Genomic DNA, 13,937 nt, shown 5'->3' on the forward strand with positions numbered 1-13,937 from the left:
TTCAAGCATCGCGATGGAATAGGAGCTGCCATGGATGTTGTCGTAGCTGGTCAGGGCTACGTGGGGCTTCCGCTGGCCGTGCGCGCCGCAGAGGTGGGCCACCGCGTCGTCGGTTACGACGTCGACCCACAGCGCGTCCAGCAGTTGGCCGCAGGCCGCTCCTATGTGGAGGATGTGGCGTCCGCGCGGCTCCGCGCCGTGCTGGAATCCAAGGCCTACCGTGTGATCGCCGATGCCGACGCACTGCCCCCGTACGATGTCGCGGTGATCACCGTGCCGACCCCGCTGCGGGACGGGGTGCCCGACCTGACCTGCGTCGAGTCCTGCGCCCAGACGATCGGCGAGCACCTGCGTCCCGGCGCGACTGTGGTCCTAGAGTCCACGACGTACCCCGGTACTACAGAGGAGCTGGTGCTACCGATCTTGGAGAAGGCATCCGGCCTGACCGCTGGCGCGGACTTTCACGTCGGCTTTAGTCCGGAGCGTATCGACCCGGGAAACAAGGCGTGGCCGTTCGAGAAGACACCCAAGGTGGTGTCCGGCATCGATGCCGCATCGCTCGACGTGGTCAGGAGCTTCTACGACACCGTGGTGGAGATCACGATCACGGTTTCCGGGACGAAGGTCGCCGAGCTGACCAAGCTGATCGAAAACACCTTCCGACATGTGAACATCGCGCTGGTCAACGAGATGGCGATGCTCGCGCGCCCGCTCGGGGTGAGCGCCTGGGAGGCGATCGACGCCGCCGCCTCAAAGCCCTTCGGCTACATGCGCTTCACTCCCGGGCCCGGCGTGGGCGGACACTGCCTACCAATCGACCCCTCACTCCTGTCCTGGAAAGTAGAGCGCGCGGCCGGCGTTCCGTTTCGCTTCGTGGACCTCGCCAACGACGTGAACGCCCACATGCCCGACTACGTGGTCCGGAGGCTCACGGAGGCATTCAACACACGCCGCATGGCAGTCAGGGGGTCTCGCGTCCTGCTACTTGGCCTGGCGTACAAGGCGAACACCTCCGACGCCCGCGAGTCGCCTTCCGTACGAGTGGCCGAGCTACTGCTCGACCTCGGGGCCGAGGTTCGAGGGGCGGACCCGCATGTCGTAGACGACATCCACATCAACACGCCACTGACTCGAGTCATCGCAACGGCGGAGGAGATCGCCGCATCCGATGCTGTGGTGCTGCTGACAGACCATGCGGAGTTCGACTACGAGACCGTCCTGAAGCACGCTCCCTACGTGCTCGACTGCCGAAACCGACTATCCGGTGCGAACGTCGAGGTTCTGTAGGAAGGGCTGGCACTGTGACTGGAGTTGCTGGTTGCGCTGTCGATCACTCTTCTTTCGCTAGCTGTTTCGCAAAGACGAGCAGTCGCGCTACTCGCTTGCCGTGGCGTTGGAATCCTGCACTACTCGTGAGGCCCAAGCGATGCCTCCCGGGACCCCCAGGTTCGCTGCGGCCCGGTCGGGGGTCGTGCCGGGCCGCAGCGGTGGCGGGTTGCTGTCGCCGGGTGGGGTCAGTGGTCGGTGTAGCTGAAGTCGCCGACGGTCCAGGCGCTGATGTCCTCGATCGCGACGCGGTACATTCCGCCCGTCTCGGGGATCCCCACCGTGCCCTGGAGGATGCGGGCGACGTGGAAGTGCAGGTGTGTGGGCGGTCCGCTCGTGGTGGGGGCACCGAAGGCGGCGGAGAACTCGCTGAGGCGCTCTGAGGCCGTCAGCACCTCCGACACCCTCTGCCTCCACACGGCTTCGGAGGCCAGTCGACCGGTGATGACGGCACCACCGGTGACCACGGTCAGGGACATCTGGTTGCTCTGCCCGGACTCCACCAGGGCGGCGACGGCGACGAGCAATTCATCGGGCTTCGACACGAGCACATCATATTCGCCGCTCCTCCGGCGTCCCGAGCCCCGTACCCGCCAGAGCCCGAGGCGATCGGAGGGAGCCGGTGCCGGTCAGCGCCGCCGGGTGCGGAGGTGGATGCGTTCACCCTGCTTGCCGAAGAGGCTGAGGACCTCGACGCTGCCGCGGCCTGCGGCTCCGAACCAGTGGGGGATCCGGCAGTCGAACTCGGCGGCCTCGCCGGCGCCCATGACGAAGTCCTGGTCGCTCAGTTTCACGCGGAGTCGTCCGCGCAGGACGTACAGCCACTCGTAGCCGTCGTGGGTTCGCAGGTGCGGCTCGCTGTCGTGGGCGGGAATCGTCATCTTGTACGCACGCGGTTCGCCCTGCTGGCGGGAGAGCGGGACCAATACGCGGCCGTCCTTCCTGGTGGGCTGCTGGGGCACGCGCGGGTCGAGGATCCGGGGTGCGGCGACGATCTCGTCGAGGGGGATGCCCAGGGCGGCGGTGATCGGCAGGAGGAGTTCGAGGCTCGGCTTGCGCTGCGCGGACTCCAGCCGGGACAGGGTGCTGGTCGAGATGCCGGTGGTGCGCGCGAGGTCGGCCAGACTGACGCCCTTCTTCAGCCGGGCGCTGCGCAGGCGGGGGGCGATCTGCTCGATCGCGGCGGTGACGCTGGGCTGGTCCTCCATGGTCTCAGTCAAGCAGCGCGTCCCGGAACCGGCAACGAATGTTGTCGGAAGTGAAACAGGCTGCGGATCCTTTCGGTGGAGGTGATCCACATGGACGCAACGCGGCAGTCGACGACCGGATCGCAGGCGGAGACACTGTGGGACGGCATCATCGTCGGGGGCGGGGCCGCCGGCCTGTCGGCCGGGCTGGTGCTCGCGAGGGCACGGTTCGCGACCCTGGTCGTGGACGGCGGCGAGCCCCGCAACGGGCCCGCCGACCACATGCACGGGTATCTCACCCAGGACGGCCTGGCGCCGAAGGAGTTCGTCGCCAGGGGCCGGAGCGAGCTGGGTCGTTACGGCGGGACGCTCGTGCGGGCGTCCGTGGTCGAGGCCGTGCGGACGTCGGTCGGCACGTTCGAGCTCCGGCTCGACGACGGCAGGGTGCTGCGGTCCCGGTCCGTGCTGGTGGCGACCGGGCTGAGCGACGAGCTCCCCGACGTCCCGGGACTGGCCGAGCGGTGGGCGTCCACGGTGCACCACTGCCCCCACTGCCACGGCTACGAGGTGCGGGGGCGCGGGATCGCCGTACTCGGCAACCCGGCGACGGCGATGACGTCGGCGGTGTCGGCGCACCTGGCCGCGCTGATGCGCCGCTACAGCTCCTCGGTGACGTTCTGCACCAACGGCACGGAGGTCGGCGACGGCGAACGGCGGCGCCTGGCCGCGTACGGCGTACGGCTGGTCGACGCTCCTGTCACGCGGGTCGCGACGCCTGCCGGTACGGCGGGCGGGAACACGGTGGCGATCGAGCTCGGCGACGCCGAGACGGTCCTGTGCGAGGCCGTCTTCGTGGCGCCTCGCCCGGTGCCCCACGACGCGGTCCTGACGCAGCTGGGTGCCGCCGCGGACCCGGCGAGCGGCCTGGTCGCCGTCGACTCCCAGGGGGCGACGAGCGTTCCCGGGCTCTGGGCGGCCGGGAACGTGGTCAACCCCCGGGCGCAGGTCGTCGCCGCCGCGGGAGCGGGTTCGACGGCGGCGATCAACATGGCCGGCCGGCTGCTCGACCAGGAGTTGTCCGCCGCCGTCGACCGGGGGCGGCCCGACGGCGGGGGCGGGCACTGATGGTCGGCACGGTCGCGGAGTCGTCCCCGGGCGGTCGGTCCACGCGACTGCCCGCCGGGGTGTATCTGCTCGGCTTCAGCCTGTTCGCCATGGGCAGCGCGGAGTTCCTGCTGGCCGGCGTTCTGCCGGCGGTCGCCGCCGACCTGGACGTCACGCTCTCCTCGGCCGGGTTCCTGATCACGGCGTTCGCACTGGGCGTCGTGGTCGGCGGGCCGCCGTTCGCCGTGCTCAGCCTGCGCTGGCCACGCCGTGCCGCGCTCGTGGTGAGCCAGTGCGTCTTCGCCGTCAGCATCACCGTCGGACAGCTGGGCGGCTACGAGGTCCTGCTGGTCGCGCGTCTGGTCGCGGGCGTCGCCTACGCGGCCTTCTTCGCCGTGGCGACGGTGACGGCGATCGGCCTGGTGACCCCGGACCGCAAGGCCCGCGCCTCCGGCGTGGTGGTGAGCGGGCTGAGTGTGGCCATGGTGGCCGGTGGTCCCGGGGGGACGCTGCTCGGCCACGTCACCGAGTGGCGCAACGGCTTCTGGGCCGTCGTCGCCCTCACGGTCGTGGGGATCGTCGGGTGCCTCCTCGGGCTGCCCGCCGCCGATCCCGACTCCGCCGATCCCGCCGGCTCCTCCCGGTCCGGCGTGTCGCGGGAGCTCGCCACCCTGCGGAGGCCGAGTCTGTGGATCGTCTACGCGGTCACCATCCTGACCACGGCCGCGTACATGATCACGTTCAACTTCCTCGCGGCCATGCTCGACGAGATCACCGGTATGCCGGACGTGTGGATCCCGGCGGTGCTCGCGCTCTTCGGGGCCGGTGCCTTCGTCGGCCTGTCCCTCGGCGGCCGGGTCGCCGATCAGCGGCCGCACCTGGCCCTCCTGACGGGCGCGTCGGCGATCGTGGTCCTGTCGGTGGTGATCGCCGCCTCGATCCGGCAGATCTGGGTGGTGGTGCCCGCGGTCTTCCTGATCGGTGTCGCGGCGTTCGTGCTGAATCCCGCCGTCTTCGGACGCGTCTTCACCGTCGCGGCCGACGCGCCCACGCTCGCCGGTGCCACGGCCGTGTCGGCGTTCCAGCTGGGCATCAGCATCACCCCGGCCCTCGCAGCCGCCGCTCTCACCCAGGGGGCGGCCCTCACCGTCGTGTGCCTGATCGGGGCCGCCCTCGCGGCGTCCGCCGTCCCCCTCGTCCTCCTCGACCGGTCACGCGACGCGACGGTCCGGGGCCGACCCGTGGGAGCCACCGCCGCGCGGTGGTGAGCACGTAGCGACGGCGGTGCCCCCGGCCGGGGCATCCGGTCGACTTCCTAATGGTCCGCCATCGCGTGCAACCTGGCCTCAAGGTCCGCTACCGGCGACCAGATGAACGCCCGGCCGGAGCGCCGTTTGTTCAGGAGCCCTTGTGCTTCCAGCCCGATAAGGTCCTGTCGAGCCGTCTCGTAAACGATGTTGTGGCTGCTCATGTGTGACTGCGCGGTGACGGAGGCGTTCGGGTTCTTGGTCACGTATTCTAGGAGAGTCAGCTGCCTGTGATTGAACCAAGTGGCGGCGCCTGAAATCCTCCTTTGCAGTTCCTTGACGTCTTGCGCCTTCTTCGCGAGGTAGGAATGAAGGTTCTCGATTGATCGCTGTAGCACGTTTAGTTGATGAAGGTGGAAGTACGTCAGGTCGTTTTCGTCATCTTCGCTGTAGAGGTAGCTGTGTGCATATTTCACAGGAGCATTCTTGAGAATCTGCGAAATGGCGACGAATTCTGTGAGCCAGTACCCCTGGTTCAACATGGACCAGTAGAAGAGTGCCCGAGCGGTCCGACCGTTTCCATCTTCGAAGGGGTGATCGTAGCCAATCATGAAGTGCACAGTGATGGCGCGAAGTACAGGGGGGATGTAGCTTTCTTCGTCAAGTTGCCCGTTGGCGAATCGGCACAGTCTCTCCATGCGTTCGGGCAGCATCTCTGCCGGCGGCGGAGTGTGGAGGAGAAGCCCGTCGTCGGCGAAAACGCCCACTCGTTCTTCACCTGGCACCTGAAAGCGCCCCGACGACTCTGCGTTGTCGAGTGTGCCGTCGGTCACCACCCTGTGGATCTCACAGATGAGCTCGGGGGTGAGTTGACTGTCTTTGATCTCTCCGATCATTCGCATCGCTTGGAAATTGTTCACGATCATTCGCTCGTCGCGAGACCGGGGTGCACGTCCTGCTCGCAGCATCTCTTTGGCTACCCGGCGGGTGGTCGAAGCTCCTTCGAGCTGGCTGGAATTAATTGCCTCCTCGATGAGGCTGTCCACGAGATACCTGTCTCGTGTTGCGGGGTTTGTCACCTGTTCGCTGATGGTGATTTTGCCACTGGCGTCGCGCGTGACCTGCTCGAGTGCCTTCAGGACTCGATCGGGCAAGGCGAACGTAAAATTTCTATCTTCAACGTCGGCGAGGGGTAGCTTCCGCTGCATCTGGCGGCGGGTGATCCTGATTCTCGCCCACCATTCCTCGTGAGTCAGGCCTTCCGGGGGGTTCTTGAAACGAATTTTCTCCCAAGGCAAATATTCATCCGCAGGTCCGGACCGCGGACTCACGAAAATGCGAGCGACCTTCTCGGTGTTCTTTTCCTTGAGGAGAGCATTGAGCAAGTCGTCCGGATTGGGTGGTGGCATCGGGCGCTTCACGTGGCTCTCCGTCGGTCAGCGTCGGGGCGTATGGCGGTCAGTGCGGCCGACGGGCCGCTGCTACCAGCCGAGCACTCAGTGCTACCAGATCAGTGGGTCCTGAGGGTCGGAAGGAGGTCCCCGCTGATCTACTAGCCAACTACTGTTTTCTACCAGACTAGTAGTGTGTGTTGGCCTACTCCACAGACGACGGTGTGCGACGCACTGGGTCAGCAGGGGCGCGAGCTTCCTCTACCCGGAGGCGGGCACCGACGCGCAACGGAAGCTTCGAGCTTGGCCTCTTGCACGCGCGGAGGACTGCTCGCCCCCGTGCCGGCGCGCCAGCTGATGATCGCGCACAGCCGGACTCGGCAGGCCCAGAAAGTGCTCGGCCAACGGCGGCAGCGCTGCGAAGCCGGGGCCGTCGACATCGTGGTGGCCGCCACGGCCGAGTTGAGGGGCGGACTCCCCCCCCGCCGCGCCCGGAACCCCGCGTGCGTCGCCCGTTGCCGTCACCTGACAGGCACTCCCGGCTGAGGAGCCCGGAGCCGGCAGGGGATCACCGCCGCGCGGTGGTGAGCACGCGGCACGGCGGTGCCCCCGACCGGGGTCTCCGGTCGGGGGCACCGCCGTGCTCCTCGGGGCTAGCCGCAGCCGCCTCCGCAGTTGCAGGGACCGCCGCCCTGGCAGCCGCACTGGCAGCCGGGGCCGCAGCCGCAGTTCCGTTCGGGTTCCGGGGTCTGCGCGTTCCGCACGGCATTCCTCCTTGAAGCTGGGCTGAGCATCAGCCCTCCCAGGGAACCGCGACGCGGGCGGGCGCATCAACGGCGCGTGGGGGCACGCGCTCAGTCGGCGGCGGGCTCCTCGGCGGCCGCGACGACGGCGGCCGGGTCGATCTCGTCCGCGTAGTCGCCGGTGACGAGGTAGACGACACGACGGGCGACCGAGACGGCGTGGTCGGCGAAACGCTCGTAGTAGCGGCCGAGCAGCGTCACGTCGACGGCGGTCTCGATGCCGTGCTTCCAGCGGTCGTCCATGAGGTGCTGGAAGAGGGTGCGGTGCAGGTCGTCGATCTTGTCGTCGTCGGCCTCCAGCTGGAGGGCCAGGTCGACGTCCTTGGTGATGATGACCTCGGCGGCCTTGGCCATGAGCCGCTGGGCGAGCTGGCCCATCTCCAGGATGGTCGCGTGCAGGTCGCGCGGGACGGCGGAGTCGGGGAAGCGCAGGCGTGCGACCTTCGCGACGTGCTGTGCCAGGTCGCCGGAGCGTTCCAGGTCGGCGCTCATGCGCAGTGAGGTGACGACGATGCGCAGGTCGGTGGCGACGGGCTGCTGGCGGGCGAGGAGCTGGATCGCCTTCGTCTCCAGGTCGCGCTGGAGCTCGTCGACCTTGTCGTCGTTGGCGATCACGCTCTCGGCGAGCTTGAGGTCCGCGTCGAGCATGGCCGTCGTGGCGCGGCCGATCGCGGAACCGACGAGCCGGGCCATCTCGACCAGGCTGTCGCCGATCGCATCCAGCTCCTCGTGGTAGGCGTCCCGCATGGTGGTCCTTCCCTCGCTTCTGGCCAAAGTGCCGCGTCCGGACCCGCGGCGGGGCCGGGTGTTCTACGCTGCCACGCTGGGGCGGCAAGGCGTCCGCAGTGGCCCTGCCAAGTGAACCACTCCGGACGCGCGGGTGAACTCTGGGCGTCGGCGGCGCCGGGGGCCGTGCGGGCGGCCTCCGGGGCCGCGCGAACGAGGAGCCGGGTGGGTGCTTGTGCCGGTTTGCGGCATTGGTGCCCCATCCAGTGAACCGCCGTGGTCGTGGCGGTGAACTCTGGGGGACGAGTGTTCGAGCCGACCCGGCAGATCTGGGAGGGGCTCCCTCGACGCGCTTAATCTGAAGCCATGGACGTGAACGCGGCGATCGCCGCAGTGGCCGCGATCGCCGGTGTGTGCACCGGCGCCATCGCCGTCCTCGCGTTCCGCTGGAGCGAGCGGGAGCAGAGCCGGCCCACGCGGTCCTCCCTGCACACGGAGCCGGTGCTGCCGCCGGGCGTCGACACGGTGCTGTCGGTGCTGCGGTCCTCGGCCGTCGTGCTGGACGAGGGCGACGCCGTCGTGAAGGCCAGCTCGGCCGCGTACGCGCTCGGCCTCGTGCGCGGCGGGCGGCTGGCCGTGGACCCGATGCTGCAGATGGCCCGGGAGACGCGGCGGGACGGCGAGATACGGCAGGTCGAGTTGGACCTGGCCCGCAGAGGCAGAGGGGACGCGCTGGCGGTTTCCGCCCGCGTCGCCCCCCTCGGTTCCCGGCTGGTGCTGCTGCTGGTGGAGGACCTGACGGAGTCGCGTCGCATCGAGGCGATCCGCCGCGACTTCGTGGCGAACGTCAGCCACGAGCTGAAGACGCCCGTGGGCGCGCTGTCGCTGCTGTCGGAGGCCGTGGTGGACGCGAGCGACGACCCGGAGGCCGTGGAGCGCTTCGCGGGGCGGATGCAGAAGGAGGCCACGCGCCTGACGAACCTCGTGCAGGAGCTGATCGACCTCTCACGGGTGCAGAACGACGACCCGCTGGAGGACTCGGAGCCGGTCGCCGTCGAGGGGCTGATCGAGGAGGCCATCGACCGCAGCCGACAGGGCGCGGCGGCCAAGCAGATCACCATGGCGACGGCCGGAGCGGAGCACCTGTACGTCTTCGGCCACCGCGGGCAGCTCGCGGCGGCGCTCGGGAACCTCGTCGAGAACGCCGTGAACTACTCCCCGCCCCGGACGCGGGTCGGCATCGCCGCCCGCCGGGTCGCCGTACCCGGGGGCGACATGATCGAGATCGCCGTGACCGACCAGGGCATCGGCATCTCCGAGCGGGACCGGGACCGCATCTTCGAGCGCTTCTACCGCGTCGACCCGGCCCGCTCCCGGGCGACCGGCGGGACGGGTCTGGGCCTGGCCATCGTCAAGCACGTGGCGGCCTCGCACGGCGGCGAGGTCACCGTGTGGAGCGCCGAGGGCCAGGGCTCCACGTTCACCCTGCGACTTCCCGAGGCCGGACAGGCCAGGGAACGGGCCGAGGAGAGCCGCCGCAGCCGTACCCGGCTCAGCGGAGCGCTCCAGGAGCCCGGGGACTACCACGGTCCCGAGGGCGAGGAGGCCGGCGAGCCGGTCGACCCCGTCGAACCCGTGGGCCCGGTCAAGCCCGTCAGCCCGATGGACGGGCCCGGCGGCGGAGCGGCCCTGCCGCGCACGCGCTCCCGGCGTGCCCGCCACACCGGCGGTGCGGAGGGCACCGTCGAGGGACGGCCCTACGAGACCTACACCCAAGATCAACTCTCAGCCCCGGAGGTCCTCCCGTGACCCGAGTGCTCGTCGTCGAGGACGAGGAATCGTTCAGCGACGCGTTGTCGTACATGCTGCGCAAGGAGGGCTTCGAGGTCGCCGTCGCGGCCACCGGGCCCGACGGTCTGGACGAGTTCGAGCGCAACGGCGCCGACCTCGTTTTGCTGGACCTGATGCTGCCGGGCCTGCCCGGCACCGAGGTCTGCCGTCAGCTGCGCGGAGTGAGCAACGTGCCCGTCATCATGGTCACGGCCAAGGACAGCGAGATCGACAAGGTCGTCGGTCTGGAGATAGGAGCCGACGACTACGTCACGAAGCCCTTCTCCTCGCGGGAGCTGGTCGCCCGTATCCGCGCGGTGCTGCGCCGCCGCGGGGACGGCCCGGAGGAGGCGGCTCCGGCGGCCCTGGAGGCCGGGCCGGTCCGGATGGACGTCGACCGGCACGTGGTGACGGTCTCCGGCGGCAAGGTCGACCTGCCGCTGAAGGAGTTCGACCTGCTGGAGATGCTGCTGCGCAACGCGGGCCGGGTGCTGACGCGGATGCAGCTCATCGACCGCGTCTGGGGCGCGGACTACGTCGGCGACACCAAGACGCTCGACGTCCACGTCAAGCGGCTGCGCGCCAAGATCGAGCCGGACCCGGGGGCGCCGCGCTACCTGGTGACGGTGCGCGGCCTGGGCTACAAGTTCGAGCCCTGAGGGGTCTCCGCCCGGGCGTGAGCGTCCGGGCCACGACGCGAGCGGGCCCCGGCCGGATGGTCAGACATCCGGCCGGGGCCCGCTGCTGCGTCCTGCGTCCCGCGCTGTGCGGGAGCCGCGTGCGCCCGGCGGCCGGGGCTCAGCGGGCGGACTCGACGCCGTCGGCCGGGACGTCCACGCCGGCGGCGTCGTCCGCGTCGTCGTCGCCGTCGTCGTCCGTGTCGTCGCCCCCGACGCCGTCGTCGAGCCCGGCGCCGTCGTCCTGCGCCTCACCCTCCGCCGGGAGCTCACCCTCGGGCGACTCCCCGGTCCCGGGCGACTCCTCGGCCTCGGGGGACTCCCCGCCCTCGGCGGCGTCCTGCTCCGGGCCGTCGCCCGAGGGTGAGGCCGACGGGCCCCACTCCTCGTAGGTGATGTCCTCCGCGGGGAAGACCAGGGCGCGGACGTCGATGTCGCCGGTGGCGCTCAGTTCGAAGGTGAGCTGCTGGGCCTCGCCGTCGGTGATGTCCTGGTCGCCCGCGTTCTGGACGATGGCGGACGCGTTGCCCTCGCCGCCGAGCATCAGGTGCCCGCCCGCCGGGACGGTCAGCGAGCCGCCGTCGGCCGGGGACAGGACGAAGGTGCCGGTGCCGCCGTCGGAGCGGAAGCTGATGCCGCCCAGCGTCTCGTCCTCGTCGCCGCCGTTGAAGATCCGGGCCGTGATGCTCGCCGGGCCGTCGGCGTCCTCCGAGGTGATCACGGTGACGTTCTGCAGTTGGATGTCCCCGACCCGCTTCAGGACGTTGTCCGGGCGGATCTGGTTCGTGCCCGCGTCGAAGCCCGCGCCGCATCCGGCCAGCGAGAGGGACGAGAGCGCGAGAACGGCGGCGGCGACGGCGCCGCGTCGAAGGCTGCTGCGGCTGCTGCTCACGGCGGCGCATCTCCTAGCGGTGAGGGACGGAAGGGGTCTGTCAGCGGCTCAGCGTACCGACCCGGGATGACGCGACCGCACCCGACCCGCCTGTCGTCCGAGCCCTCCCGCGCGGCTGCGACCGGGTGGACCGCCGGGCCCGGTGGGGCGAAATGAACCGGCGGCCCCCACCGGATTACCGGTCGGCGAATGTGGCGGGGAACTCGCGAATTGATCATTCCCCGCCCTTCGGTCGGCGTTCGCGGATGCGTTGCGCGAACGCCGACCGAGGGAAGCGGTGATCAATTGCCGACGTCGAACAGGCATCCAAAAATTCCGGCATTTCGGGCATCGATAATCCGGCCCCGGGGCCCGGTCCGGTGGATTCGCGGAGCGGCGAGAGGGGCCCCCACCTGCGAATACCCGGTTGCACGGCGGGGTCGCAGCACGGTACAGGCATGCTTGTCAAGCCCCGAGATAGGCCCTGACCTGCGGAAATGCCATTCAGGGCACCTCCTTCCCGTGCTATCCTGGATAGCCACGGAAGGGGTACCTGTCACATGACGTTCAAGGTTGGCGACACCGTGGTCTATCCCCATCACGGGGCCGCGCTGATCGAGGCTATCGAAACTCGTCAGATCAAAGGCGTGGACAAGACCTACTTGGTTCTGAAGGTCGCCCAGGGCGACCTCGAGGTTCGTGTGCCGGCGGAAAACGCCGAGCTCGTCGGCGTGCGTGATGTGGTCGGCCAGGACGGGTTGGACCGGGTCTTCGAGGTGCTGCGCGCGCCGTACGCCGAAGAGCCCACCAACTGGTCCCGCCGCTACAAGGCGAACCTGGAGAAGCTCGCCTCCGGCGACGTCATCAAGGTGGCCGAGGTCGTGCGCGACCTCTGGCGCCGTGAGCGTGAGCGGGGCCTCTCGGCGGGTGAGAAGCGCATGCTCGCCAAGGCCCGGCAGATCCTGGTGAGCGAGCTGGCCCTCGCGGAGAACACCAACGAGGACAAGGCGGAGGCGCTGCTCGACGAGGTGCTGGCCTCCTGAGCGGGCTCGGCCTCCTCGGCGGCTCAGCCTTCTGGAGCCGCTGACCGTTCCCGTCCGCCGGCCCCCGCCGGTGGTGCCGCGTGGAACGGACGACGCGTCGACGCGCACTGTGCCGTGGTGCCCGAGTGACGACCGCAAGGCCGTCCGTCTCGGGCGCCGCGGCATTTTGCCTGCGTCCCGGCGGTGGTACTCCCGGCCCGGTGCCTCGGGTACGGACGTTTCGGCCGGATGCCCGCCCCCGGGGAGTCCGTTGGTGGTCCGTTGGCACGGCCGACACCGAGAGGACCGCTGACGGCGCCGTCGGAGCTGTTCCCTGAAGACCGGAAATGCCGGGCCCGGGCAGCCGACCCGGTCGGTTGTCACGGAAGGGACCGACCAAGGTCTCGCGCCCGGCACGCTGTGTGCCATACCCATCTCAGCCAAGGACACAAACCTGAACGCGCAAGCAATGTCCGAGCCTCTGTCCGACGGTGACGACCGCCCGGCACCCCGCCCGGCGCGCACCGCAGTCGTCATCCCCGCCGCCGGGCGCGGCGTCCGCCTCGGGCCGGGCGCGCCCAAGGCGCTGCGCGCGCTGGGCGGGACGCCGATGCTCGTCCACGCCGTCCGGGCCATGGCCCGGGCCCGGGACGTCGGCCTCATCGTCGTCGTCGCCCCGCCGGAGGGGGCCACCGACGTCCGCCACCTCCTCGACGCCCACCCGCTGCCGTCCACCGGCCACACCGCCGACGTCGTGGTCGTGCCCGGCGGCGCCACCCGGCAGGACTCCGTCCGCCTCGGTCTGGCGGTGCTCCCGGAGGAGATCGAGGTCGTCCTCGTGCACGACGCCGCCCGCCCGCTGGTCCCCGCCGAGACCGTGGACGCGGTCATCGCCGCCGTCCGGGCCGGTGCGCCCGCCGTCGTCCCGGCCGTGCCGCTGACCGACACGGTCAAGCAGGTCGACCCGCGCGGCGACGGCACGCCCGAGCCCGTCACCGGGACACCGGAGCGGGCCCTGCTGCGCGCCGTCCAGACGCCGCAGGGCTTCGACCGGGCGCTGCTGGCCGAGGCCCACGCCGCCGGCCCCGCCGAGGGCGAGGGCGCCACCGACGACGCGGGCCTGGTCGAGCGGCTGGGCCGGCCCGTCGTCGTCGTGCCCGGGCACGAGGAGGCGTTCAAGGTCACCCGACCGCTGGACCTCCTCCTCGCCGAGGCCGTACTCACCCGACGGAGGGCCAAGGATGGCTTCTGACGCACCCCCGCTCCCGCTCGTCGGCATCGGCACCGACGTCCACGCCTTCGAGCCCGGCCGCCCGCTGTGGTGCGCCGGGCTGCTGTGGCCGGAGGGGGACGGGCTGGCGGGTCACTCGGACGGCGACGTCGCCGCGCACGCCGCGTGCGACGCGCTGTTCTCCGCCGCCGGCGTCGGCGATCTCGGCGCCCACTTCGGCACCGACCGGCCCGAGTGGTCCGGGGCGTCCGGCGTCACGCTCCTGGCGGAGGCGGCGCGGATCGTGCGTGCGGAGGGCTTCGCCGTCGGCAACGTCGCGATCCAGGTCGTCGGCGTGCGCCCGAAGATCGGCCGCCGCCGGGACGAGGCGCAGCGGGTGCTCGCCGAGGCCGTGGGCGCGCCGGTCTCCGTCTCCGGGACGACGACGGACGGGCTCGGCCTGACGGGACGGGCCGAGGGCCTCGCCGCGATCGCGACGGCACTCGTGTACCGCCGACCCGTCTGACGCGCGCCTCCCCGTCC

Annotated in this window: 13 protein-coding genes; 8 read left to right on the forward strand and 5 right to left on the reverse strand. The window is 70.4% G+C overall.

Going from position 1 to position 13,937, the window contains the following annotated elements; genetic code table 11:
• Positions 1-30 precede the first annotated feature (30 nt).
• Positions 31-1,287 (forward strand): nucleotide sugar dehydrogenase, encoded by a 1,257-nt coding sequence (locus tag IF129_RS15150; protein ID WP_191210188.1) that lies wholly within the window; start codon positions 31-33, stop codon positions 1,285-1,287.
• Positions 1,288-1,514: 227 nt separating this feature from the next.
• On the opposite strand, the gene IF129_RS15155 is transcribed toward IF129_RS15150, so the two are convergent.
• Both IF129_RS15155 and IF129_RS15160 read right to left on the reverse strand, forming a co-directional pair.
• Complete coding sequence (locus IF129_RS15155; protein ID WP_191210189.1) at positions 1,515-1,871, reverse strand: hypothetical protein; 357 nt, start codon at positions 1,869-1,871, stop codon at positions 1,515-1,517.
• A gap of 84 nt (positions 1,872-1,955) precedes the next feature.
• A complete protein-coding gene (locus IF129_RS15160) occupies positions 1,956-2,534 on the reverse strand; it encodes a helix-turn-helix domain-containing protein (RefSeq protein WP_191210334.1) in 579 nt (192 codons plus the stop codon).
• 90 nt (positions 2,535-2,624) lie between these two features.
• Here IF129_RS15160 and IF129_RS15165 point away from each other — a divergent pair, with 90 nt between their 5' ends.
• Together IF129_RS15165 and IF129_RS15170 are read left to right on the forward strand one after the other, a co-directional pair.
• Positions 2,625-3,638: an NAD(P)/FAD-dependent oxidoreductase gene (locus IF129_RS15165; protein ID WP_191210190.1), complete on the forward strand. Its 1,014-nt coding sequence runs from the start codon at positions 2,625-2,627 to the stop codon at positions 3,636-3,638.
• The gene (locus tag IF129_RS15170; protein ID WP_191210191.1) at positions 3,638-4,885 is read left to right on the forward strand and encodes an MFS transporter; all 1,248 of its coding nucleotides are present in this window, start codon (positions 3,638-3,640) and stop codon (positions 4,883-4,885) included. The genes IF129_RS15165 and IF129_RS15170 overlap by 1 nt, the downstream gene beginning before the upstream one ends.
• 47 nt (positions 4,886-4,932) lie before the next feature.
• Here IF129_RS15170 and IF129_RS26965 read toward each other — a convergent pair whose 3' ends face one another.
• Both IF129_RS26965 and phoU read right to left on the reverse strand, forming a co-directional pair.
• A complete protein-coding gene (locus tag IF129_RS26965; protein ID WP_191210192.1) occupies positions 4,933-6,285 on the reverse strand; it encodes a Fic family protein in 1,353 nt (450 codons plus the stop codon).
• Between the two features lie 824 nt (positions 6,286-7,109).
• Positions 7,110-7,805 (reverse strand): phosphate signaling complex protein PhoU, encoded by a 696-nt coding sequence (gene phoU / locus IF129_RS15180; protein ID WP_191210193.1) that lies wholly within the window; start codon positions 7,803-7,805, stop codon positions 7,110-7,112.
• Positions 7,806-8,150: 345 nt separating this feature from the next.
• Between phoU and IF129_RS15185 the strand changes: the two genes are divergently transcribed.
• Together IF129_RS15185 and IF129_RS15190 are read left to right on the forward strand one after the other, a co-directional pair.
• On the forward strand, positions 8,151-9,593 hold the full coding sequence (locus IF129_RS15185; protein ID WP_224755009.1) for a sensor histidine kinase: 1,443 nt from the start codon (positions 8,151-8,153) through the stop codon (positions 9,591-9,593).
• On the forward strand, positions 9,590-10,273 hold the full coding sequence (locus IF129_RS15190) for a response regulator (RefSeq protein WP_191210194.1): 684 nt from the start codon (positions 9,590-9,592) through the stop codon (positions 10,271-10,273). Before IF129_RS15185 ends, IF129_RS15190 begins: the two co-directional genes overlap by 4 nt.
• Before the next feature lie 139 nt (positions 10,274-10,412).
• Here IF129_RS15190 and IF129_RS15195 read toward each other — a convergent pair whose 3' ends face one another.
• Positions 10,413-11,183 carry a DUF461 domain-containing protein gene (locus tag IF129_RS15195; RefSeq protein ID WP_191210195.1) on the reverse strand — a complete coding sequence of 257 codons (771 nt, stop codon included), beginning with the start codon at positions 11,181-11,183 and terminating at the stop codon, positions 10,413-10,415.
• Between the two features lie 539 nt (positions 11,184-11,722).
• Here IF129_RS15195 and IF129_RS15200 point away from each other — a divergent pair.
• From IF129_RS15200 to ispF, 3 genes are all read left to right on the forward strand, one after another.
• Positions 11,723-12,205 carry a CarD family transcriptional regulator gene (locus IF129_RS15200; protein ID WP_031508181.1) on the forward strand — a complete coding sequence of 161 codons (483 nt, stop codon included), beginning with the start codon at positions 11,723-11,725 and terminating at the stop codon, positions 12,203-12,205.
• A 448-nt stretch (positions 12,206-12,653) separates the two neighbouring features.
• Positions 12,654-13,436, forward strand: a complete 783-nt coding sequence (gene ispD, locus IF129_RS15205; RefSeq protein ID WP_191210196.1) for a 2-C-methyl-D-erythritol 4-phosphate cytidylyltransferase — start codon at positions 12,654-12,656, stop codon at positions 13,434-13,436.
• Positions 13,426-13,920: a 2-C-methyl-D-erythritol 2,4-cyclodiphosphate synthase gene (gene ispF / locus IF129_RS15210; protein WP_191210197.1), complete on the forward strand. Its 495-nt coding sequence runs from the start codon at positions 13,426-13,428 to the stop codon at positions 13,918-13,920. Before ispD ends, ispF begins: the two co-directional genes overlap by 11 nt.
• The last annotated feature ends 17 nt before the right edge of the window (positions 13,921-13,937 follow it).

Source organism: Streptomyces chumphonensis (genome assembly GCF_014779715.1).
Taxonomy (GTDB): domain Bacteria; phylum Actinomycetota; class Actinomycetes; order Streptomycetales; family Streptomycetaceae; genus Streptomyces; species Streptomyces chumphonensis.